The organism is Cellulomonas sp. RIT-PI-Y (assembly GCF_025642745.1).
GTDB lineage: Bacteria > Actinomycetota > Actinomycetes > Actinomycetales > Cellulomonadaceae > Cellulomonas.
Genome location: NZ_JANZKP010000002.1, coordinates 1 through 21,950, shown reverse-complemented (window position 1 = coordinate 21,950; position 21,950 = coordinate 1). Strand labels below are relative to the sequence as shown.

The window sequence follows — 21,950 nt, the reverse complement described above, 5'->3', positions numbered from 1 at the left end:
CGCCACGGCCGCACCGCGGCTCCCCCGACCAGGAGGTCCGCGTGCCCGATCTCGTCACCGTCGTCGTCCCCACCTACAACGGGGCGACCCACCTCGGCGCGACGCTGGACTCCCTCCAGGCGCAGGACCATCCCGGCGTCCAGGTGCTGGTGGTCGACGACGGATCCACCGACGACTCCGCGCGGATCGCGACCGCCCATCCCGTGGTGGACCGGGTGATCCGCCAGCCGAATCTCGGGGTCGCGGTCGCCCGCAACCGGGGACTGGCCGAGGCGAGCGGGCGCTGGGTCGGATTCGTCGACCAGGACGACCTCTGGCACCGGACCCGGGTGAGCACCCTGCTCCAGCTCGCCGAGGACACCGGCGCCGGTGCGGTGGCCTCGACCGAGCGCGCGTTCTCCCTGGAACAGGACCGGTCGGCCCTGGCCGCGCTGGCCGACGGACGGGAGGACTGGGCCGCCGAATGGATCGGAGCGGGCGAGGAGAAGGCGCTCTGGGACGCCCCGGACACCACCGGCACCCGGGACGTCACCTCGATCGCCTTCGACCGGGTGCGCCAGGCGCCCGCGACGCTGACCACGTCGGTGCTCTACCAGCGGACGCTCGCGATCAGCGCGGGCGGATGCGCGCCGCACGCCCGCGCCCTCGACGACTACCTGCTGCTCTACACCGTGGCCCGGATCGCCGGCCCGATCCCCCGCATCGACAGCGGCGACCTGTTCTACCGGGTGCACCCCGCGTCCACGACCACGGTCTCGCCGCTGGTCGGCCCCTACCTGTCCACGACGGCGGCCCTGCGACTGGGCGGTGCCGGCCCCCAGGGCGTCCCGGAGTCCGACTACCTGGATCACCTGCTGTTCGGCGTCGCGCGGTCCGGGCTGTCCACCGCGGACCAGCTGGCGCTCCTGCTGCTGTCCACCACCCCTCGTCGACGCTGGCGCTGGCTGGCGCGATGGGCAGCGCGGCGGGCGCACCTGCGCTGAGGTCGCCACGCTCCGCCGGCCTGCTGCCTGCATCCTTCGGTGGCATCGCATCGGTGCCACCTTCGGCCGCTAGAGCCGGGTGATCCGCCGTTCCTAGCGTGGCGGTCATGACGACCACTCCGACCGTCCTCGGACCGCGTGAGCCGGCAGCCACCGGCGGCCCGCTCGCGTCCGTCCGGACGCATCCCCTGATCTCGTTCTTCGTCCTCGCGAACGCCCTGAGCTGGCTCGCATGGCTGCCGTACGTCCTGTCCGGGAACGGACTGGGCGTCTGGGCGTTCCGGTTCCCCGAGATGCTCGGGACCAGCCAGGTGACCGGGGTGCTGCCCGGTGCGTACCTCGGCCCGATCACCGCGGCGTTCCTGGTGACCGCGGTCGCCGACGGCCGCGCGGGGCTGCGCGCCTGGGCCCGGCGGCTCTGGCGGTGGCGGGTCGCGCCGCGCTGGTACGCCCTCACCCTGCTCGGCGTCCCCGCCGGGATGCTGCTGACCGGGCTGGTGTTCTCCGGCGGACGAGCGGTGGCACCCCCGGCCGCCGCACTGCTCGCCTACGTCCCGGTCCTGCTGTTCCAGATGGTGACCACCGGACTGGCCGAGGAGCCCGGTTGGCGGGACTTCGCCCTGCCGCGGCTCCAGGCCCGGCACTCGCCGCTGCGGGCGGCCTTCGTGCTGGGCCCGCTCTGGGGACTGTGGCACTTCCCGCTGTTCCTGACCGAGTGGGGCGGCTACCCCGACGCGTCCTGGACCCGCCCGGTGGTGTTCCTCGCGTTCTGCGTCGCGTTCAACATCGTGATGTCGTGGGTGTTCAACCGGACCGGTCAGAGCCTGCCGCTGTCCATGCTGATGCACGTCGGCGCCAACACCTTCGCCTCGGTGCTCTGGGCCGAGATCTTCCCGACCCTGGACGGCGAGCTGCCGCTGATCGCGATGGCCACCGGGGCCGCGGTCGCCGCCCTGGTGATCGCGGTCGCCACCCGCGGCCGGCTCGGTCACCGGCCCGCTGAGCCCGGCGCCGAGTGACCCCGGCAGTCAGGCGCGCTCGGCGACGCTCCAGGCGATGCCGTCGAGGATGTCGTGCTCGGAGGTGATCACCTGGGCGAGCTCTCCCCCGGCGGCCTCGACCTCGTGCCGCACGCGGAGCACGACCTCGCGCCAGACCAGCGCACCGGCGGCGATCACGTCCACCCGACCGGGGTGCATGAAGCCGAGCGCCGCACGGGACTCCCGGTCCCGGGCCATCAGGTCCTCGCAGGCGGCGACGACCTGGTCGACGGTGAGGGCGGCGCCGTCGATCCGGTCGGGCTGGTACCGGTCCAGGCCGAGCGCGTGCGCGGTGACGGTGGTGACCGACCCGGCGACGCCGACCAGGGTGCGGGTCCGCCCGACCGGGACCTCGGCGAGGGCGACGTCCAGGGCGGCGTGCACGTCGGCGACCGCCGCCCCGACCTCGTCCGCGGTCGGCGGGTCGGTGCGCAGGTGCCGCTCGGTGATCCGCACGCAGCCGATGTCCATCGAGTACGCGGCGGACGGGGTGTCCTCGCCCAGCACGACCTCGGTGGATCCGCCGCCCAGGTCGATCACCAGGTAGGGACCGGGCTGGGCCAGGACACCGGTGGCGCCGCGGAAGGACAGGGCGGCCTCCTCGACGCCGCCGATCACCTCGGGCTCGACCCCGAGCGCGTCCCGGACCCCGGCGACGAACTCGTCCCGGTTCTCCGCGTCCCGGGAGGCGCTGGTGGCCACGAACCGGATCGCCTCGACGCCCAGGTCCGCGCAGATCGCGGCGTAGCGGCGGGCGGCGTCCAGGGTGCGGGCCATCGCCTCGGGCGCGATCCGGCCGGTGCGGTCGACACCCTGGCCGAGCCGGACCACCTCCATCCGCCGGTCCAGGTCCACCAGGGTCCCGGCGACGGGGTCGACGTCCGCCACCAGGAGGCGGATCGAGTTGGTCCCACAGTCGATGGCAGCCACACGCGTCACGTCGGGCATCCTTCCATCCCGGCGTGCCGGGGTCGTGCGGTGGTCAGGTCGTACGGTCGGAACCCGCTCAGCAGGTGCAGCGGTCCGGGCGCCACGTGTCGCGCAGCCGGACCAGCACCTCGTCGCCGACCGGGTTCACTCCGGGGCCGGCGGCCAGGGCATGACCGAGCAGCGCGTGCAGGCACTTCACCCGGGTCGGCATGCCACCGGCGGAGATCCCGGCGATCTCCTCGACCTCGCCGAGCTCCGCGCGATCGGCCAGGTAGGCCAAGTGCGCGCGCCGGTAGGCGGCGGCGACCGGCTCGGTCCGGACCCACTCGGTCAGGCCGACCATCTGGCCGGTCGCCTCCAGGGTGCTGGCACCGGCGACCGCCTCGGGACCGGTCAGGTAGTACGTGGTGGGGAACGGGCTGCCGTCGTCGAGCCGCGGGGAGGTGCGCACCACCAGCGGGCGACCGCACACGCACCGCGCCGCGACGCCGACGACGCCCCGGGCCGGGCGGCCGAGCTGCTCGCGCAAAACGTCGCGGTCCTGGTCGGTGACCTCCGGACGGCTGCGATCGGCCCGGGGCACGTCGGCGGGGTCGGGGAGGGCGACGGGCTGGTCGGTCACGGGGTCCTCACGGGGTCGGGCGGCGCTCACTCGCTGGGCGTCGGCTCGGGGACATTCTCCCCCGTCCCGGCGTCCGTTCCGTCATCGGTGCCCGCGACCCCCGCGACCTGCACCGAGTCCCAGATCTGCGCGTACCAAGGCCGGGTGGGATCGGCCTCGACCGCCGGACCGTCCGACGCGTCGGCGCTGGACGACTGCTCCGGGACGGTCTCCGGGTCGGCCACCCGCAACGCCTGCTCGCCGGGCATGACGAACGCCAGCCGCTCCCGGGCCTGCGCCTCCACGTAGGCGGGGTCGGACCAGCGGTCCAGCTCCGCCTGCAGATCCTCGTTCCGCTGCTGGGCCGCCGCGACCTCCGCGCGGGACTGCTGCAGCTGGACCTGCTGGTTGAGGTACTGCCGGAGGGTCGGGAACACCAGGATGAAGGCGACCGCCAGCACGATCAGCAGGACCAGCGCCCGGACGCTGAACAGCCGGGGCACCCGCTGCTGCACCGACTCGGTGCCGCCGCCACGCCCACCGGATCCGGTCCGCGCGGCCGGGCGCGCGGAGGACGGGCGGCTCGCCGAGGACTTCGGTCCGGCGGACCGGGCCGGACGGACCCGGGGCGGGACCGGACGGGGTGCTCCGCCGGCCGGACGCAGGGTGGCCGGACGCTTCTCCTGCTCGGCGGGCTGACCGGCCGGACGACGCCGCTCGACGGCCTGGTCCCCCGGCTCCGGCGCGCGCCCGGCACCCGGACGGGGTGCGACGGGGCGGCGCGGGGCAGACATACCCGTGATTCTGCCGTGTCCGGACCCCGCACGCGGGACGCGGACCGCTGCGTGTTGGTGAAGACCCCGTGGACGCACCGGAGGCCGGCGACCCGAGATGGGTCACCGGCCTCCGGTCACTGCGTGAGCTGAGCGCTCAGGCCTTCCAGCGCGGGAAGGCGGTGGCGCCGGCGTAACGACCGGCGTCGTCCAGCTCCTCCTCGATCCGGAGCAGCTGGTTGTACTTGTTGATGCGCTCGCCACGGGCCGGGGCACCGGTCTTGATCTGACCGGCGTTGGTGGCCACCGACAGGTCGGCGATGGTGACGTCCTCGGTCTCACCGGAGCGGTGCGAGGTCATCGTGGTGAAACCGTTGCGCTGGGCCAGGGTGACGGCGTCCAGGGTCTCGGTCAGGGTGCCGATCTGGTTCAGCTTGACCAGCAGGGAGTTCGCGGCCTTGAGCTCGATGCCCTTGGCCAGGCGCTCCGGGTTGGTGACGAACAGGTCGTCGCCGACGATCTGCACCTTGTCGCCGACCTTGCCGACCAGCTCGGTCCAGGTGCCCCACTCGTCCTCGGACAGCGGGTCCTCGATGGAGACCAGCGGGTAGTCCGCCACGAGCTGCTCGTAGAACGCGACCATCTCGGCCGGGGTCTTCGCCGCACCCTCGAACTGGTAGGCGCCGTCCTTGAAGAACTCGGTCGCGGCGACGTCCAGCGCCAGACCGACGTCCTTGCCCGGGACGAAGCCGGCCTGCTCGATGGCGACCAAGATCAGGTCCAGGGCGGCACGGTTGGACTCGAGGTTCGGCGCGAAGCCGCCCTCGTCGCCCAGGCCGGTCGACAGGCCCTTGCTCTTCAGCACGGACTTGAGGGAGTGGTAGACCTCGGCGCCGGTGCGCAGGGCCTCCCGGAAGGTGGTGGCGCCGATCGGGGCGACCATGAACTCCTGGATGTCCACGTTGGAGTCGGCGTGCGACCCACCGTTCAGGATGTTCATCATCGGCACCGGCAGCACGTGGGCGTTCGGGCCGCCCACGTAGCGGAACAGCGGCAGGTCGGCCGAGTCGGCGGCGGCCTTGGCCACGGCCAGCGAGACGCCGAGGATGGCGTTCGCGCCCAGCTTGCCCTTGTTCGGGGTGCCGTCGAGGTCGATCAGCGCCTGGTCGACCAGGCGCTGCTCCGAAGCCTCGAAGCCGATGATCTCCGGGGCGATCTCGTCGATGACGGCGTTGACCGCGCCCTCGACGCCCTTGCCCAGGTAACGGGACTTGTCGCCGTCACGACGCTCGACGGCCTCGAATGCACCGGTCGACGCGCCGGAGGGGACGCCGGCACGCGCGATGGTGCCGTCGTCGAGGGCGACCTCGACCTCCACAGTGGGGTTGCCGCGCGAGTCGAGGATCTCGCGGGCGCCGACGGCCTCGATGGTGGCCATGCGTGCTCCTTCGAATGCGGATGGGTATGCGACCTCAGCCTAGTGCCGAGTTCCATGAGCGTCGTCGGGACCTTCGGTGAACACTCGTCCCGACCTGGGGTGCGCCGGTCAGAGCGCCTGCACGATCGCCTCGACCTGGGTCTTGGCGTCGCCGAACAGCATCGCGGTGTTCTCGCGGAAGAACAGCGGGTTCTGCACCCCGGCGTAGCCGGTGGCCATCGACCGCTTGAACACGATGACCTGACCGGCGTCCCAGACCCGCAGCACCGGCATCCCGGCGATCGGCGAGTGCGGGTCGTCCAGCGCGGCCGGGTTCACGGTGTCGTTCGCCCCGATCACCAGCACCACGTCGGTGTCCGCCAGGTCGTCGTTGATCTCGTCCATCTCCAGGACGATGTCGTAGGGCACCTTCGCCTCTGCCAGCAGCACGTTCATGTGGCCGGGGAGCCGGCCGGCCACCGGGTGCACACCGAACCGGACCTGGACGCCCTGGGCACGCAGCCGGGAGACCAGGTCGGCGACCGGGTACTGGGCCTTGGCGACCGCCATGCCGTAGCCGGGCGTGATGACCACGGTCCTGGCTTCCTTGAGCAGCTCGGCGACCTCGGCGGCCTGGATCTCGGTGTGGACGCCGTGCGAGCCGTCGTCGGCACCGCCGCCCGGGGCGGGCGCGCCGCCGTCGGAGCCGAAGCCGCCCAGGATCACGCTGACGAACGACCGGTTCATCGCCCGGCACATGATGAAGCTGAGGATGGCACCGGAGGAGCCGACCAGGGCGCCGGTGATGATCAGCAGGTCGTTGCTCAGCATGAAGCCGGTGGCCGCGGCGGCCCAACCGGAGTACGAGTTGAGCATCGACACCACGACCGGCATGTCGCCGCCGCCGATCGCGGCGACCAGGTGCCAGCCGAGGGCCAGGGCGATCACGGTCATGGCCAGCAGCGGCCAGATGCCCGGCTCGACCAGGAACCAGGTCAGCAGACCGGCACAGGCGACCAGCGCGCCCAGGTTCAGCCAGTTGCGGCCGGGCAGCGTCAGCGGGCTGGACTTCATCCGCGCGGAGAGCTTGAGGTAGGCGACGATCGAGCCGGTGAAGGTCACCGCGCCGATCAGCACGCCGAGGAACACCTCGACCAGGTGCACGGCGTCCGGCTGAGCGTAGAAGATCTGCCCCGACAGCGGCGCGACGGCGATCGGGTGCGCGACGGCCTCGGTCAGGTAGGAGTTGATCCCGACCAGCACCGCGGCCAGACCGACGAAGCTGTGCAGGATGGCGATCAGCTCGGGCATCTGGGTCATCTCGACCCGCTGCGCGCGCCGGACGCCGACCGCGGCGCCGACGATCAGCACCAGGGCGATCAGCACCAGGGTGACCAGGGCGTCGCGCTGCGACTGGTCGACGGCCAGCACGACGGTGGCGGCCAGGGCGAGCACCATGCCCACCATGCCGAGGATGTTGCCGCGACGGGCGGTCTCCTGACGGGAGAGCCCGGCGAGTGACAGGACGAACAGGACGGCGGCGATCACGAACGCCGCCTGGACGGCGGAGGTCAGCATCTCAGGCGTCCTCCTTCCGGAACATGCCGAGCATCCGGTACGCCACCAGGAAGCCGCCGAAGATGTTGATGCTGGCCACGGTCGCCGCGATCACGGCCAGGATCGTGACCCAGAGGTCGTCCGAGCCGATCTGCAGCAGCGCGCCGACCAGGATGATCCCGCTGATCGCGTTGGTCTGGGCCATCAGCGGGGTGTGCAGCGAGTGCGTCACCTTGCTGATCACGTAGTAGCCGACGAAGCACGCCAGCACGAACACGGTGAAGTGGCTGAGGAAGGCGCTCGGCCCGAACGTCATCGCCAGGCCGAGCAGCACCGCGCCGATCGCCAGCCCGGTCATCTGGCGCTGCCCCGTGCGCCGGGCCTCGGCCCGCTCGCGAGCGGCCTTCTCCGCCGGGTCCTCCACCGGGGCGGCAGGGGCGGCGGGCTGGGCGGCGGACACCTGCACCGGCGGCGGGGGCCAGAGCACGTCGCCGTCGTGCGCCACGGTCATGCCGCGCTGCACCACGTCGTCCAGGTCGAGCACGAGCTGCCCGTCCTTGGCCGGGGTGAGCAGCTTCATCAGGTTGACCACGTTGGTGCCGAACAGCTGCGAGGTGTGCCGTGCCATCCGGCTGGTCAGATCGGTGTAGCCGAGGATCGTGACGCCGTTCGCGGTGACGACCTTCTGGCCGGCGACGGTCAGCTCGCAGTTGCCGCCGCCGGAGGCCGCCAGGTCGACGATCACGCTGCCCGGCCGCATGGCGGCGACCATCTCGGCGGTGATCGTGCGCGGGGCCTTGCCACGGACCAGGGCGGTGGTGATCACGATGTCCGCCCGGGCGGTCTCCGCGGCGTACATCTGCGCGGTCATCCGCTCCTGCTCGGCGGTCAGCTCGGAGGCGTACCCGTCGCCGGAGACCTCCTGCTGGGCGACCGCGGCCTGGACGAAGCTCGCCCCCATCGACTCGATCTGCTCGCCGACCTCGGGCCGGACGTCGAACGCACGGACCTGGGCGCCCAGACTGCCCGCCGCACCGATCGCGGCCAGCCCGGCCACCCCGGCGCCGATCACGAACACGGTGGCCGGCGGGGTCTTGCCCGCGGCGGTGACCTGGCCGGTGAACATGCCGCCGAACTCCTCGGCGGCCTCGATCACCGCCCGGTAGCCCGCGACGTTGGACATGGTGGAGAGCACGTCCAGGGCCTGCGCCCGGGAGATCCGCGGCACCGCGTCCAGTGCCAGACCGGTGACCCGCTGCTCGGCGAGGGCGTCCACCAGCTCGGGGTGCGCGGCCGGGGCCATGGTGGCCACGACGGTCGCCCCGGGACGCAGACCGGCCACCTGCGCGGCGGTCGGGGCGTCCACCAGGGTCACCACGTCGCTGGACCAGACCGCGTCCGCTTCGGCCACCAGCGCACCGGCGTCGGTGTAGGCGGCGTCCGGGAATCCGGCGGCCTCCCCCGCGGCGGACTGGACGACGACGTCGTACCCGAGCGCGCCCAGCTGGGCGACGGTGGCCGGGGTGGCGGCGACCAGGCGCTCGCCCGGCCTGCTCTCCTTCGGCACGCCGATCCTCATCGGCTCTCCTTCTGATCGAGGGCGCGCGGGTCGGTGTCCGCGTCGCAGCCCGGGCCATCCTGCCGAGCAGCTCGGTGATCAGGCCCGGGACCATGGGCCCAGCGACCCACCCTAGGCGGCCGAATCGGGCGGATCACCAGGTCGGACGTCTCAGTCGGTGGACTCCGCGGCCCGCAGACCGGCCTCCCACTCGCGGGCGGTCCGGCGCAGCTCGCCCTCCGCGTCCAGTCCCTGCTGCTGCGCCTCGATCACCAGCGCCAGCAGCCGCGAGCCGATCGAGCCGTCGGCCGGCGCCGGCACGTCCAGGTCGGTGCGGTGCGCGCGGGAGCCGATCTTCTGGGTGCGGGCCAGTGCGCCGAGGCCGAGCGGGATGCCGTCGAACACCGAGTCGCGGGACTTCTCGGCCTTCTTGATCCGCTCCCACTGCCGGTGCACGCCGTCGGGGTCCTCGGCCTGCGCGTCGGCGAACACGTGCGGGTGACGGCGGATCAGCTTGGCCACGAGGTCACCGGCGACATCGTCCACGCCCCATGGGTCGTCGGCGTCCTCCTGGGCGATCCGGGCGTGGAACACCACCTGGAGCAGCAGGTCGCCGAGCTCCTCGCGCAGGTTGGCGCGGTCGTCGTTCTCGACCGCCTCGGCGACCTCGTACGCCTCCTCGATGGCGTAGGGCACCAGGGAGGCATGGGTCTGCTCGGCGTCCCAGGGGCAGCCGCCGGGCGAGCGGAGACGGTCCATCACCGCCACGAGCTCGCGCAGCGGGTCGGCGGTCACGAGGCGGCAGTCCCGGTCTGCACGATCCACGGGTAGCTGGTCGGGGCGTAGGTCCCGGCGCTGACCTCCTCGCCGTACCGCGGGTTGAAGGTGAGGTCGAGTGCGGCGGTGGCGTCGGTATACTCGGTGACCAGGGCGCTCTGCTGGTCGCTGGACAGATCGCTCAGCGCGGTCGCGATGGTCTGGAACCGGGTGAAGGACAGCGCGGAGTCGCTCAGCTCGACCGGCGTGACCCCGGCCTGCTCGGCGGCGGTGGCGTAGCCGTCCTGGAGCTGGGAGTCGGTGTAGGCGATGCCGTACTCGGCGGCGACCTCGGTCAGGGTCGGCTCGTTGGCCAGGGTGAGGATCACCGAGCCGCGCACCAGCTGGTCGGTGAGCACCGGCTGCAGCTCGGTGACCACGCTGTCGACGTCGCCCTCGCTGATCGCGCGACCGTCGACCACCGCGGCGGCCCCGGGGGTTCCGCCGCTGCAGGCAGCCAGGGACGCGGCCAGCACGCCCGCTCCGATGATCGCGCCGAGCCGGTGACGGGTGGACATCCGTGGTCTCCCAGGGGTGGTAGGTCTGCTGCTGCTCACCCGCATGCTAGGCCCTGCGGCCGACTCACCGTGCAGTCCCGACCGAGGCCGCCGCCGACACGTCGCCGAGGATGACCGCGTCGATCAGCTCCCGCACCCAGTCCAGGATCGCGCCACCGTGCAGCGGCTTGCCGCCGATCCGGGCGGTCATCGGGAACGGCACCAGGACGGTGCGCAGCGCGGGCTTGAGCACGGTGCCCGGGTAGAGCCGCTTGAGCCGCAGCTGCGCGGACTCCGGCAGCTCCACCGGCGCGAACCGGACGAACTTGCCCTGGGCGGTGATGTCGCTGAGTCCCGCGCGCCGGGCGTGCAGCCGGAACCGGGCGACCGAGAACAGGTTGGACACCGCCTCCGGGATCGGCCCGTACCGGTCCACCAGCTCGGCGGCGATCTCGGCGAGGGCGGCCTCGTCGGTGGCGTTCGCCAGCTTCTGGTACGCCTCCAGCCGGAGCCGCTCGTGCGCGATGTAGTCGTGCGGGATGTGCGCGTCCACCGGCAGCTCGATCGTGACGTCCGGCTGCTCCTCGGGCTGGTCCCCACGGTAGGACGCCACCGCCTCGCCGACCATCCGGATGTAGAGGTCGAAGCCGACGCCCTCGATGTGCCCGGACTGCTCGCCGCCGAGCAGGTTCCCCGCGCCGCGGATCTCCAGGTCCTTCATCGCGACCGCCATGCCCGCGCCGAGGTCGGTGTTGGCGGCGATGGTCGACAGCCGGTCGTGCGCGGTCTCGGTGAGCGGCTTCTCCGGCGGGTACAGGAAGTACGCGTAGGCGCGTTCCCGGCCACGACCGACCCGGCCGCGCAACTGGTGCAGCTGGGACAGGCCCAGCCGGTCGGCGCGCTCCAGGATCAGGGTGTTGGCGTTGGAGATGTCCAGGCCGGTCTCCACGATGGTGGTGCAGACCAGGACGTCGAACCGCTTCTCCCAGAAGTCCGCGATCACCTGTTCCAGCTGGTGCTCGTGCATCTTGCCGTGCGCGACCGCGATCCGGGCCTCGGGTACCAGCTCGCTCAGCCGGGCGGCGGTCCGCTCGATCGACTCCACCTTGTTGTGCACGTAGAACACCTGGCCCTCGCGGAGCAGCTCACGACGCAGGGCGGCGGCGATCTGCTTCTCCTCGTACGGGCCGACGAAGGTCAGCACCGGGTGCCGCTCCTCCGGCGGGGTGGCCAGAGTCGACATCTCGCGGATGCCGGTGACCGCCATCTCCAGGGTGCGCGGGATCGGCGTGGCGGACATCGCCAGCACGTCGACGTTGGTGCGCAGCGCCTTGAGGGTCTCCTTGTGCTCGACGCCGAACCGCTGCTCCTCGTCGATGACGACCAGGCCGAGGTCCTTGAACCGGATCTCCCCGGTGATCAGGCGGTGGGTGCCGATCACGATGTCGATGCTGCCGTCGCGCAGCCCGTCGACCACGGCCTCGGACTCGGCCTTGGTCTGGAACCGGGACAGCGCCTTCACCGTGACCGGGAAGCCGGAGTAGCGCTCGGAGAACGTCTCCAGGTGCTGCTGGACCAGCAGGGTGGTCGGCACCAGGACCGCGACCTGTTTGCCGTCCTGCACCGCCTTGAACGCGGCGCGTACCGCGATCTCGGTCTTGCCGTAGCCGACGTCGCCGCAGATCAGCCGGTCCATCGGGACGGACTTCTCCATGTCGGCCTTGACCTCGTCGATGGTGACCAGCTGGTCCGGTGTCTCCACGTAGGCGAAGGCGTCCTCCAGCTCGCGCTGCCACGGGGTGTCCGGGCCGAAGGCGTGACCCTGGGTGGCCATCCGGGCGGAGTACAACCGGATCAGCTCACCGGCGATCTCCTTGACCGCCTTGCGTGCCCGGCCCTTGGTCTTGGTCCAGTCCGCGCCGCCCATCTTGTTCAGGCTGGGCGCTTCGCCGCCGACATACTTGGTGACCTGGTCCAGCTGGTCGGTGGGCACGAACAGCCGGTCGCCCGGCTGGCCCCGCTTGGAGCTCGCGTACTCGATCACCAGGTACTCACGGGTGGCCGCGGCCGCGCCGGTGCCGATGGTCCGGGAGACCAGCTCGACGAACCGGCCGACGCCGTGCGCCTCGTGCACCACGAAGTCACCGGGCCGCAGCTGCAGCGGGTCGACCACATTGCGCCGCCGGGACGGCATCCGGCGCATGTCCTTGGTGGAGCTGCCCGCGCGCCCGGTCAGGTCGGACTCGGAGAACACCGCGAGCTTGAGCCCCTCGGCGACGAATCCGGGGCCTAGCTGCGCCGGGGTGACCAGCACGACGCCGCCCTCGGGCTGCTCGGACAGGGAAGGGACCAGGCGCGCCGGCACGTCCGCGGCCTTGAGCTGCTCGGTCATCCGCTGGGCGGGGCCGTGTCCCTCGGTGGCCAGCACCAGGTGCCAGCCCTGCTGCTGGAGGGCCCGGACGTCGTTCACCGCGCGGTCGACCTCGCCGCGGTAGCGCTCGACCTCCCGGGCCGGGACGACCACGGTCTGGTCGCCCTCGGTGCGCAGATCGAGCACGTCACCGCCTTCCGCTGCCTCCACGCTGTCCGCGTCCAGGGTGAACGGGCTGAGCGTCCACCAGCCGAGTCCGCGCACGGCGGCCAGGGCGCGCACCTCGGCGAAAGAGGCGAACGAGGCTGCGGACAGGTCCAGCGGGGTGGCGGCACCCGCGGCCGCCGAGGTCCAGGCGGCGGCGAGGAACTCCTCGGTGGTGGCGACCAGGTCGTGTGCACGACGACGGACCCGCTCCGGGTCGGCGACCACCATCAGCACGTCGTCCGGGACCAGGTCGAGCACCGGGACCATGCCGTCGACCAGGGCCGGCGCGAGCGACTCCATGCCCTCGACCGCGATGCCCTGCGCCATCTTCTCCAGCATCTCGACCGCGCCGGGCAGCTGGGCGGTCAGGTCGAGCGCGCGGGCCCGGACGTCCTCGGTGAGCAGCAGCTCGCGGCAGGGCGGGGCCCACAGTCCGTGCTGGGCCACCTCCAGCGAGCGCTGGTCGGCCACCGAGAACCAACGGATCTCCTCGACGTCCTCACCCCAGAACTCCACCCGCATCGGGTGGTCCTCGGTGGGCGGGAACACGTCCAGGATGCCGCCGCGCACCGCGAACTCGCCGCGGCGTTCGACCATGTCGACCCGGCTGTAGGCGGCCGCGGCCAACCGGTCGGCGACCTCGGTCAGATCCGCGGTGTCACCCGGGTTCAGCGCGACCGGCACCAGCTCGCCCAGACCGGCGACCACCGGCTGCAGCAGGGCGCGCACCGGCATGACCAGCACCCGGATCGGGCCGGTGTGCCCGGGCTCCGGGTCCGGGTGCGCCAGCCGGCGGAAGACCGCCAGCCGGCGGGCGACGGTGTCCGACCGCGGCGACAGCCGCTCGTGCGGCAGGGTCTCCCAGCTGGGCAGCACCGCGACGTCGTCGTAGGCCAGGTAGCAGCGCAGGGCTGCGGCCAGCTCGTCGGCGTCCCGGCCGGTGGCGGTGACCACGACCAGCGGACGCCCCCCGCGCTCCGGGACCGCGCCGGACATCGCGGCCAGCAGCGGCGGACGGATGCCCGGCGGCCCCACCACGTCCAGCTCACCGCGGGCACGGACGGCCTCGACCGCGCGCGCGAGGGCGGGGTCGTCGAGCAGCAGCGGCAGGAGGCCTGCGACGTTCATGGAACCCCTTCGAGCGGGAGAGACAGCACGACGACCCCGAGTCCACGACGGACCCGGGGTGCGCGGCGATTCTACGAGCGGGCACCGACACACCGCCGCTTCACCCGGATGGACGCGGCGAGACGCTTGACAGCAGGTGTGACGTTTCGCCCTAATTGTCCCATTCCTGCGATCGCGCGGACGGAGGGGCGACGACGTGACCGCAGCACCTGAGCGGAGCGATGCGCCGCCGGTGCTCTGGAGTCTCAACGGACTCCGGGCCGCCGGGGCGCTCCTGGTCATGCTCTACCACGTCAACGCCTGGAACCTGCAGGTGATCCGCGGCACCAGCGCGGGCTTCACCGGCGTCGGGCTGTTCTTCGTGCTCAGCGGGTTCGTCCTGACCTGGACCGCCCGTCCGGGCACCACGATGGGCGCGTTCTGGGTCCGGCGCCTCGCCCGGATCTACCCGAACCACCTGGTCGGATTCGTGCTCGGGATGGCGGTCACTGTCGTCCTGACCGGTGCGGTGCCCGCCGCGGAGCGCTTCCTGCCCGGACTCGTGCTGCTGCAGTCCTGGTCACCGGATCGCGATGTGGTCTTCGCGGTGAACGGGGTGGCCTGGTCGCTGTCCTGCGAGATCGCGTTCTACCTGGTGTTCCCGGTGCTGCTGTGGTGGCTGCGCCGGCGCTCCCCCGCGGTGCGCTGGACGGTGGCCTTCGCCGCGCTGGCGACCCCCGCGCTGATCGGGGCGCTCCGGCCCGAGCTGATCCCGGTGCTGTTCCACTTCCCGCCCGCGCGCCTGCCGGAGTTCCTGCTGGGGATGGTCACCGCGCTCGCGGTGGAGGAGGGCTGGCGGCCCCGGGTCCCCGCGACGGCCTCGCTGGCCCTGCTGGCCGCCGGGATCCTGTGCGCCGCACGCTTCGACCTGAACACCGCCGTGGTGACCGCTGTGCTGGCCGCGGTCTTCGCCCCGCTGGCCGCCCGATGCGCGCAGGGCGACATCGCCGGGGGCAACCGGTGGGCGCGGCACCCGGCCGTGATGCTGGCCGGCGCGTTGTCCTTCGCCTTCTACCTGGTGCACGAACTGGTGATCAAGGTGCTGGTCGCCACCCCGCTGCGCGGGCCGGTCACCGTCCCGGTCGTGCTCGTGGTCTCGGCAGTGCTGGCCTACGTCATGTGGCGTGGGGTCGAACTGCCCGGGAGGCGGGTGGTGCTGGCCCGGCTGGCGACCGAGACGTCGGTGCGGCCGGTGGTGGTGTCCGTGCCCCGACGCGGACCGCGGCACGGACGACCGCGGGCGGTGGCCTGGTCCTACCCGGTGCGTCGGGCGATCGGACCGGCGGCGGCGCGGGCCGAACTGCCCGCGGCGACCACGGTGCCCGCCGGGGTGCCGGGGGCTGTGGTCGTGGTGGCGGCCGCGGTCGCCGAGTCCGTGGCCGAGACACCGTCCGCTCCCTGACCGCGGCGCGGACTCTCGGAGACGCGGACCCTCAGACCGGGACCGCGTGCCGTCCCGGCGTGACGAACCGGTCCGGCTCGGGCAGGCCGCCCCGGGCGAAGCCCAGCCCGAAGCCGAGGTCCCAGCACAGCGCGGCCGCCTCGCCGCGGTGCCGGATCCTGGCGGCCTGACCGAGGACCAGCCCCGCCCGGCGCAGCACCCGGAGCGGGCGCGGGGCCACGGGAGGACGCCCGGTGGGTTCGGTCTCGGACCGCTGCGCGGCCAGGGCGCCGTACCGCGCGGACAGCCACCGCTGCCCCATCCCGGTGTTCCGCCCCTGCCGCCACGCACCGCGCAGGCCTCGGCGCAGCCGCATGTGGACCACGACGTCCGGGGCGAACACCAGCTCCGCGCCGGAGAGCTGAGCCCGCCAGCACAGGTCCGTGTCCTGCAGGAAGCGCGCACCGACGTCGAACCCGCCGAGGGCGTGGAACAGATCGGCATGGATGCCCAGGTCGCTCGCGCTGGCGTGCTGGAGCCAGGTCAGCGGGGCGGTGGCCTGCAATCCGGCGTCCTGGGGCAGCGCACGCGACCGCCGGGCAGCGACATCGTTCAGCCGTCGCCACTCCAGGCGGCCGGCCACCAGGGCCGCGTCCTGCAGCGCCGCCCCCATCGCGTCGACCCACCCGTCGCCGACCACGTCGTCCGCGTCGCAGAACGCCAGCCACCGGCCGTCTGCACGCAGAGCACCGAGATTGCGGGCGTGACCGGCACCGCGCACCGCAGAGGCGTCGACCAGACGGAGTCCGGGCCAGTGCCGCGCGCGCTCCCGGACCAGAGCGCGGGTGTCGTCGGTGGAGCCGTTGTCCGCGACCACGACCTCCCACCGCAGGGCGGTGCGCTGGCGCGCCAGGGCGTCCAGTTGCGCGGGCAGGGTCGACGAGGCGTCGCGCGCCGCGATCACCACCGAGAGGTCCATCGACGCGCCCCCTGCAACGAATCGGACAAGTGGGACATAGTGCACCACGTCCACGAGGCCGTGACCAGGGGGACGGCCCGGGTCAGTACCGCTCGGGCCCGTAGTCGATCCGGTAGTGCTGCTCCCGGGGACGCTCCCCGATCGGCTTGGCCGGGACACCGCCGACGACGGTCCACGGTGGGACGTCCTCGGTGACCACCGCTCCGGCGGCGACCACCGCGCCCTCGCCGATCGTGACCCCGCGGACCACCGTCGATCGACTGGCCAGCCAGGCACGGTCGCCGATCACGATCGGTCCGAGCCGCCCGGCGAAGCCCGGATCACGATGGTCGTGGTCGGCCGTGATCAGCAGGACGTGCGAGGCGATCACCACGTCGTGGCCGATCTCGATGCCGCCGCGGGCGTCGATCTGGCAGAACCGGCCGACGTGACAGCGTCCGGCGATCCGCAGGCCGCCCGGCTCGAGCACCTCGGATCCGCCGAACAGGTAGACGTGCTCGCCCAGGTCGGCACCCAGGCGACGCAGGGCGGCGATCCGGAGCCGGTTGCTCGGGATGTCGGTCAGGACGCGGTTGAACAGGAGTTCGCCTCGAGTGCCCATCAGGCACCTCCGCGGAGCAGGGCCGCCACGGCGACCGGGGTGTGTTCGGACTCCACCAGGATGCGACCGGCGGCGGCGCGGCGCAGACGCTCGTCCTGGTCGCGGACCAAGGTCGCCAAGGCCGCGATCAGTGCGTCGGCGCCCTCGACGACCTGCGCGCCGGACCGCTCGAACAGGTGGGCGGCACCGCGGTCGTCGTTGGTGAGCACCGCGCAGGCATGGGCGAAGGCCGCGATCAACGGGCCGCTGACCGCGTAGCGACCGGCACCGTGCGACCAGCCGGAACGTCGCCACCGGACGACGATCGCGGCCCGGGCGAAGGCGGCCCGCACCCCGGCCTCGTCGGTGAATCCCAGCAGATCGACCCGGTCGGCGAGGCCCTGGTCGACGGCGGCCCGAACGAGCGCGTCGCGGGCGTCGTCGGGGCAGGCGCCGACCTGGAGCCGCCAGTCCGCGGGCAGGGTCGCGAGAGCGGGGAGCAGAGGAACCACGTCGTCGGCGGAGGCGACGTAGCCGGGAACCAGGATCACGCGGCGGGCGGCGGGCGGATCGAGCGGGGGCAGGATCGCGACGTGGGGCACCGGCTCGACGGCGCGGGTCAGCCCGTGCGCGGATGCCAGTGCCCGGGCGCCGGAGGGCGACAGGCAGAACACCCGCTCGGCCCGGGTCAGCAGCCCTCGTTCGGCGCGGCGGCCCAGGGTGCCGGAGAGCAGCGCGGCCAGTCGGCGGCCTCCCCGCCGATCCAGCAGCCGGCCGAAGAACGCGCCGCCGGACAAGGCCGGGACGTCGTGCACCATCAGCCAGACCCGCGCACCGCGACGGGTCAGCCACCACGCGGCCCAGAACTCGGCGAGGCCACGCCCGGCCTGCTCGACGACCAGGACCGTTCCGGGGTCGGCGACCGGTCCCCGCAGCCGGCGGATCAGGCGGCCGGCCAGGGGGAAGGACTGCGAGGCCGTAGCGTCCGGCGGGAGCGCGACCGTCTCGGTCGGGGCGACCTCGGCCAAGGCCGTGCGGAACACGGCGGCGTAGGCGGCCACGCCGCTCGGACTGGGCGGCATCCGCGTGAGATGGAGCAGCCGGGCCGGTGCGGGCGTCATCGGCGGCGGCGCAGGGTGTCGCGGGCGGAGACCAGGGCGCGCTGGGCGCTCTCGGCGAGGGCGAGGGCCCGGGCGCGGCGGGGCGGGAGGTCGTCGAGCAGGGTGCCGTCGCGCTCGGCGGCGATCAGGCTGCCGGACAGCTGCCCGAAGGTGTGCAGGGCGGCCACCGCGAAGCCCGCCCGGCCGTCGCGCCAGACGCCGGAGAACACGGTGGCGCGGACGAGCTCGCGCACCAGGGCGATCGGGTCGTCGATCCGGGCCCGCTGGTCGGGGTGGTTCGCGGCGTAGCGCAGCACCTTCTCCTGGGTCTGCGCGATGCCCCGGAAGTTCAGGTGCGCGATCGGCGGCACGGAGCCGGGGGCGTCGACGACCGGGCCGTCGAACACCGGCGGGACGTGGGCGAGCGCCGGTTCCCGGTAGCGGGCGCGGCCGCGGCGCAGCAGGGCGTACTTGGCGCTGCCCTGCAGGCTGTGCCGCAGCATCCGGCCGAAGGCGGAGTTGTCGTAGAACAGCCGGACGCCGGCCAGCTCCGGGTCGTCGATCAGGGGGTGCAGCGTGTCGCGGAAACCCGCGGGCAGGTGCTCGTCGGCGTCCACGAACAGCACCCAGTCCGTCGTCGCGGCCGCCATCCCGCGCTGGCGGACCTGCTCCACCACGGGGGCGTCCGGCACCGCGACCACCCGGGCACCGTGCTCGGCGGCCACGGCGGCCGTCTCGTCGGTGGAGCCCATGTCGCAGACCAGCACCTCGTCGAACCCGGTCAGCAGCGGCAGGCAGTCGCGCAGCAGATCGGCCTCGTTCCGGGAGTACACGACGGCACTCACGCTGCTGCGGCTGGTCATGCGGGCGAGCGTACGTGCGGTTCGCCGTCCCGAGGGACCGCCCGAAGGGTGAATTGGGGCAATTCACGACATCGGGTGCATAACGGACGGCTAGCCTTCGAGCGCAGCGGGGCCACCCGGACCCGGCAGAGGGAGCAGGGCATGCGTCACGTCATCGTCGTCGGGGGCGGCATCGTCGGGCTGGCCACCGCGGCCCGGATCGCGGCCCGCGGGGACCAGGTCACGGTTCTGGACAAGGAGGACGGGCTCGCCCGCCACCAGACCGGTCGCAACTCCGGCGTCATCCACTCCGGTCTCTACTACGCCGAGGGCAGCCTGAAGGCTCGGATGGCCGCCGAGGGCGCGCGATCGATGGCGGCGTTCGCCGCCGAGCACGGGGTGCCGGTCGAGGTCTGCGGCAAGCTCGTGGTCGCGACCGAGGAGTCCGAGCTGCCCGGCCTGCACAAGCTCGCCGCCCGGGCGGAGGCCAACGGTGTGCCGGCGCGGCTGCTCGACCCGGTCGGCGCCCGGGAGTACGAGCCGCAGGTGCGCGCGGTCGCGGCGCTCCGGGTCGAGACCACCGGCGTCGTCGACTACGCCGGGGTGTGCCGGGTGCTGGCCGCCCGGATCGAGGCGGACGGGGGCGAGATCCTGCTCGGCGAGGAGATGCTCGCCGCCCGGACCGTGGGCGACCGGGTCCAGGTGCGCACGACGGCGGCCGACCGGGAGGCGGACGGCCTGGTGGTGTGCGGCGGCCTGCACGCCGACCGGCTGGCCCGGGCCAGCGGCCTGGAGCCCGCCGCGCGGATCGTGCCGTTCCGAGGCGAGTACTACGGCCTGACCGAAACCGCCGGGGATCTGGTGCGCGGCCTGATCTACCCGGTGCCGGACCCCCGGTTCCCCTTCCTCGGGGTGCACCTGACCCGGGGGATCGACGGCCACGTGCACGCCGGCCCGAACGCGGTGCTCGCGCTGGCCCGGGAGGGATACCGGTGGACCGAGGTGTCGGTGCGGGACCTGGGCGACGCGCTGAGCTGGCCGGGGCTGTGGCGGATGGGCGCCCGGAACTGGCGACCGGGCGCGGCGGAGGTCGTGCGCTCGCTGTCGACGGCGGCCTTCGCGCGGAGCCTGGCCCGGCTGGTGCCGGGGATCACCGCGGACGACCTGGTGCCCGCACCGGCCGGGGTGCGCGCCCAGGCTGTCGAGCGGGACGGCGGGCTGGTCGACGACTTCCTGGTGCAGACTGCGCCGCGGCAGGTGCACGTGTTGAACGCGCCGTCCCCGGCCGCGACCGCGTCGCTGGAGATCGCCAAGCACCTGGAGCGGGAGCTGGACCGGGTGCTGCCGAGCCGGGTGGGCTGAGCTCAGGCCGCGGCGACCGAGCGCGGCCCGGTGACCGGGGTGATCCGCACCGGTGCCGGGTCACCGACCGGGGCATAGGCGTAGCCCAGCCCGAAGCCGAGCTCCCAGCACCAGGCGCCGAGCGCCCCGAGGGAGTGCACGCGGGCGAGCGACCCCAGGGTCGCCCCCGCGCGATGCAGCAGACGACGGCCCCGGCCGTACTCGGCGACGACACCGCCCGGATCGCGGGACCCGGTGATCCGATGGGAGACCTCGGCGGCGCGCTCGACCTGCTCGCGATAGCGACGGGACAGCCAGTGCTCGCCGGATCCGTAGTGATATCCCTGGCGCAGCGCCGAGCGGAAGGTGCCGCGGAGCCGGACGTGCACGACGGCCTCCGGCGTCCAGATCAGCGGGACCCCGGCGAGCTGGAGCCGCCAGCACAGGTCGGTGTCCTCCAGGAACAGCGCGTCGGGGTCGAAGCCGCCGACCGCGCGGAACAGCTCCCGCCGCAGTCCGAGGTTCCCGGCACCGGCGTGGGCGAGCCCGAGCTGGGCGGAGTACTGCAGCTCGTCCTGTTGGGGCAGGACCCGGCTGCGGCGGACCCGGGCACTGTTCAACAGCTCGCCGTCGAAGCGCCCGGCCACGAAGGTCCGGCAGGTCAGCGCCCGGTGCATGGCCGCCAGCCAGTCGTCGGCGACCACGTCGTCCGCGTCGCAGAACACCACGTCCCGGCCGGACGCGGCCGCCACCCCGATGTTGCGTGCGGCGCCGGCACCCCGCCGGGCGGAGGCGTCGATCACCCGGAGGCCGGGCAGCCGGTCGGCCCACGCACCGGCGACCGCACGGGTGTCGTCGGTGGAGCCGTTGTCCGCGACCACCACCTCCCAGGTGGCCGCGACCCGCTGCCGGGCCAGGGCGGCGAGCTGCTCGTCCAGGGTGCCGGCCGCGTCGAAGGCGGCGATCACGACGCTCAGGTCCACGCTCATGTCCACAGCTCCCGGATCACGGCACGCACCCGAGGATGCCGGGCCAGCAGGTCGCCGACGGTCGACGGACGCCAGCCCGACAGCCGGTCGAGCAGCAGCGCGGTCGCCTCCGCGCGGTCGAAGGCCGGCATCCGCTCGCCGGGGCCGAGGGTGTCCGGATCGGCACGGGTGTCGTGCAGCAGCAGGATGCCGCCGGGGTGCACCGCGGCGGCGGCCCGGTCGGCGATCACGGCGGCGGGGTCGTCCTGCCAGTCGGCCGCCCAGCCGGACCAGATCACCACGTCCAGCCCGAGCCGCCGCCAGCCGAGCAGCATCGCCGGGGTGTGCGCGCCGTAGGGCGGGCGGAAGAACCGGACCGTGGTGCCGGACAGCCGCTCCACGGTGGCCCGGGCGACGGCGATCTCCGCGACCGCCTGCCGGGCCGGCAGCCGGGTGAGCCGACCGTGGTCCCGGCCGTGCAACGCCAGCTCGTGCCCCTCCGCGACGATCCGCCGCAGCAGTTCGGGATGCGCCTGTGCGGCGTCGGCGAGCACGAAGAAGGTGGCCCGCACCCCGCGTTCGGCGAGCAGGTCGAGCAGCGCGGGGGTGTGCGCGGGGTCCGGCCCGTCGTCATAGGTGAGCGCGAACTCCGCCGCCGGGGTGTCGACGCAGAACGTCGGCGCGATCGCGCTCAGCACACCCCACCCCGGACGAGCCCGCACCGGCCGGGCGGCCGGCGACCCGAACTCGCCCAGATCCCGCCGCAGCACGACCCGCCCGGGGCCTACCCGAGGCCGAGTGCGGGGAAGTTGTCGCTCTTCGGGCGATTTGGGCGACGAGTT

At 73.4% G+C, this 21,950-nt stretch carries 19 protein-coding genes; 4 read left to right on the top strand and 15 right to left on the bottom strand.

The window, feature by feature from the left end; genetic code table 11:
- The first annotated feature begins 41 nt into the window (after window positions 1–41).
- Together OGL89_RS01120 and OGL89_RS01115 are read left to right on the top strand one after the other, a co-directional pair.
- A complete protein-coding gene (locus tag OGL89_RS01120; protein WP_263117991.1) occupies window positions 42–983 on the top strand; it encodes a glycosyltransferase family A protein in 942 nt (313 codons plus the stop codon).
- A gap of 107 nt (window positions 984–1,090) precedes the next feature.
- Window positions 1,091–2,002 carry a type II CAAX endopeptidase family protein gene (locus tag OGL89_RS01115; protein ID WP_263117990.1) on the top strand — a complete coding sequence of 304 codons (912 nt, stop codon included), beginning with the start codon at window positions 1,091–1,093 and terminating at the stop codon, window positions 2,000–2,002.
- A gap of 9 nt (window positions 2,003–2,011) precedes the next feature.
- On the opposite strand, the gene OGL89_RS01110 is transcribed toward OGL89_RS01115, so the two are convergent.
- From OGL89_RS01110 to mfd, 9 genes are all read right to left on the bottom strand, one after another.
- Complete coding sequence (locus tag OGL89_RS01110) at window positions 2,012–2,962, bottom strand: Ppx/GppA phosphatase family protein (RefSeq protein WP_263117989.1); 951 nt, start codon at window positions 2,960–2,962, stop codon at window positions 2,012–2,014.
- Between the two features lie 67 nt (window positions 2,963–3,029).
- Window positions 3,030–3,536, bottom strand: a complete 507-nt coding sequence (locus OGL89_RS01105; protein ID WP_263118114.1) for a DUF501 domain-containing protein — start codon at window positions 3,534–3,536, stop codon at window positions 3,030–3,032.
- 65 nt (window positions 3,537–3,601) lie between these two features.
- Window positions 3,602–4,348: a septum formation initiator family protein gene (locus OGL89_RS01100; protein WP_263117988.1), complete on the bottom strand. Its 747-nt coding sequence runs from the start codon at window positions 4,346–4,348 to the stop codon at window positions 3,602–3,604.
- 136 nt (window positions 4,349–4,484) lie between these two features.
- On the bottom strand, window positions 4,485–5,765 hold the full coding sequence (eno, locus tag OGL89_RS01095) for a phosphopyruvate hydratase (RefSeq protein WP_263117986.1): 1,281 nt from the start codon (window positions 5,763–5,765) through the stop codon (window positions 4,485–4,487).
- Window positions 5,766–5,873: 108 nt separating this feature from the next.
- A complete protein-coding gene (gene pntB, locus OGL89_RS01090) occupies window positions 5,874–7,322 on the bottom strand; it encodes a Re/Si-specific NAD(P)(+) transhydrogenase subunit beta (RefSeq protein WP_263117985.1) in 1,449 nt (482 codons plus the stop codon).
- A gap of 1 nt (window position 7,323) precedes the next feature.
- Window positions 7,324–8,880, bottom strand: a complete 1,557-nt coding sequence (locus OGL89_RS01085) for a Re/Si-specific NAD(P)(+) transhydrogenase subunit alpha (protein WP_263117984.1) — start codon at window positions 8,878–8,880, stop codon at window positions 7,324–7,326.
- A gap of 150 nt (window positions 8,881–9,030) precedes the next feature.
- The gene (locus OGL89_RS01080; RefSeq protein ID WP_263117983.1) at window positions 9,031–9,654 is read right to left on the bottom strand and encodes a MazG family protein; all 624 of its coding nucleotides are present in this window, start codon (window positions 9,652–9,654) and stop codon (window positions 9,031–9,033) included.
- Window positions 9,651–10,193 carry a hypothetical protein gene (locus tag OGL89_RS01075; protein ID WP_263117982.1) on the bottom strand — a complete coding sequence of 181 codons (543 nt, stop codon included), beginning with the start codon at window positions 10,191–10,193 and terminating at the stop codon, window positions 9,651–9,653. Before OGL89_RS01075 ends, OGL89_RS01080 begins: the two co-directional genes overlap by 4 nt.
- Window positions 10,194–10,257: 64 nt before the next feature.
- Complete coding sequence (gene mfd, locus OGL89_RS01070; protein ID WP_263117981.1) at window positions 10,258–13,878, bottom strand: transcription-repair coupling factor; 3,621 nt, start codon at window positions 13,876–13,878, stop codon at window positions 10,258–10,260.
- Between the two features lie 196 nt (window positions 13,879–14,074).
- Here mfd and OGL89_RS01065 point away from each other — a divergent pair, with 196 nt between their 5' ends.
- Window positions 14,075–15,319, top strand: coding sequence for an acyltransferase (locus OGL89_RS01065; protein WP_263117979.1), 1,245 nt, complete (start codon window positions 14,075–14,077; stop codon window positions 15,317–15,319).
- 31 nt (window positions 15,320–15,350) lie between these two features.
- On the opposite strand, the gene OGL89_RS01060 is transcribed toward OGL89_RS01065, so the two are convergent.
- From OGL89_RS01060 to OGL89_RS01045, 4 genes are all read right to left on the bottom strand, one after another.
- Window positions 15,351–16,277, bottom strand: a complete 927-nt coding sequence (locus tag OGL89_RS01060; protein WP_263117978.1) for a glycosyltransferase family A protein — start codon at window positions 16,275–16,277, stop codon at window positions 15,351–15,353.
- 82 nt (window positions 16,278–16,359) lie between these two features.
- Window positions 16,360–16,878 (bottom strand): DapH/DapD/GlmU-related protein, encoded by a 519-nt coding sequence (locus tag OGL89_RS01055; protein ID WP_263117976.1) that lies wholly within the window; start codon window positions 16,876–16,878, stop codon window positions 16,360–16,362.
- Window positions 16,878–17,978: a glycosyltransferase gene (locus OGL89_RS01050; RefSeq protein WP_263117974.1), complete on the bottom strand. Its 1,101-nt coding sequence runs from the start codon at window positions 17,976–17,978 to the stop codon at window positions 16,878–16,880. The genes OGL89_RS01055 and OGL89_RS01050 overlap by 1 nt, the downstream gene beginning before the upstream one ends.
- The gene (locus OGL89_RS01045) at window positions 17,975–18,820 is read right to left on the bottom strand and encodes a glycosyltransferase (RefSeq protein WP_263117972.1); all 846 of its coding nucleotides are present in this window, start codon (window positions 18,818–18,820) and stop codon (window positions 17,975–17,977) included. The genes OGL89_RS01050 and OGL89_RS01045 overlap by 4 nt, the downstream gene beginning before the upstream one ends.
- Window positions 18,821–18,961: 141 nt before the next feature.
- Here OGL89_RS01045 and lhgO point away from each other — a divergent pair, with 141 nt between their 5' ends.
- On the top strand, window positions 18,962–20,161 hold the full coding sequence (lhgO, locus tag OGL89_RS01040; protein WP_263117971.1) for an L-2-hydroxyglutarate oxidase: 1,200 nt from the start codon (window positions 18,962–18,964) through the stop codon (window positions 20,159–20,161).
- 2 nt (window positions 20,162–20,163) lie between these two features.
- On the opposite strand, the gene OGL89_RS01035 is transcribed toward lhgO, so the two are convergent.
- Entirely contained in the window at window positions 20,164–21,129 is a 966-nt protein-coding gene (locus OGL89_RS01035; RefSeq protein ID WP_263117970.1) for a glycosyltransferase, read from the bottom strand.
- Entirely contained in the window at window positions 21,126–21,806 is a 681-nt protein-coding gene (locus tag OGL89_RS01030) for a polysaccharide deacetylase family protein (protein WP_263117969.1), read from the bottom strand. The genes OGL89_RS01035 and OGL89_RS01030 overlap by 4 nt, the downstream gene beginning before the upstream one ends.
- Between the last annotated feature and the right edge of the window lie 144 nt (window positions 21,807–21,950).

Bases quoted from the DNA above. Each gene is read 5' to 3' on its own strand.
- OGL89_RS01115 (WP_263117990.1), top strand. From the start codon at position 1,091: ATGACGACCACTCCGACCGTCCTCGGACCGCGTGAGCCGGCAGCCACC.
- OGL89_RS01100 (WP_263117988.1), bottom strand. From the start codon at position 4,348: ATGTCTGCCCCGCGCCGCCCCGTCGCACCCCGTCCGGGTGCCGGGCGC.
- eno (WP_263117986.1), bottom strand. From the start codon at position 5,765: ATGGCCACCATCGAGGCCGTCGGCGCCCGCGAGATCCTCGACTCGCGC.
- pntB (WP_263117985.1), bottom strand. From the start codon at position 7,322: ATGCTGACCTCCGCCGTCCAGGCGGCGTTCGTGATCGCCGCCGTCCTG.
- OGL89_RS01085 (WP_263117984.1), bottom strand. From the start codon at position 8,880: ATGAGGATCGGCGTGCCGAAGGAGAGCAGGCCGGGCGAGCGCCTGGTC.
- OGL89_RS01075 (WP_263117982.1), bottom strand. From the start codon at position 10,193: ATGTCCACCCGTCACCGGCTCGGCGCGATCATCGGAGCGGGCGTGCTG.
- mfd (WP_263117981.1), bottom strand. From the start codon at position 13,878: ATGAACGTCGCAGGCCTCCTGCCGCTGCTGCTCGACGACCCCGCCCTC.
- OGL89_RS01060 (WP_263117978.1), bottom strand. From the start codon at position 16,277: ATGGACCTCTCGGTGGTGATCGCGGCGCGCGACGCCTCGTCGACCCTG.
- OGL89_RS01055 (WP_263117976.1), bottom strand. From the start codon at position 16,878: ATGGGCACTCGAGGCGAACTCCTGTTCAACCGCGTCCTGACCGACATC.
- OGL89_RS01050 (WP_263117974.1), bottom strand. From the start codon at position 17,978: ATGACGCCCGCACCGGCCCGGCTGCTCCATCTCACGCGGATGCCGCCC.
- OGL89_RS01045 (WP_263117972.1), bottom strand. From the start codon at position 18,820: ATGACCAGCCGCAGCAGCGTGAGTGCCGTCGTGTACTCCCGGAACGAG.
- lhgO (WP_263117971.1), top strand. From the start codon at position 18,962: ATGCGTCACGTCATCGTCGTCGGGGGCGGCATCGTCGGGCTGGCCACC.
- OGL89_RS01035 (WP_263117970.1), bottom strand. From the start codon at position 21,129: ATGAGCGTGGACCTGAGCGTCGTGATCGCCGCCTTCGACGCGGCCGGC.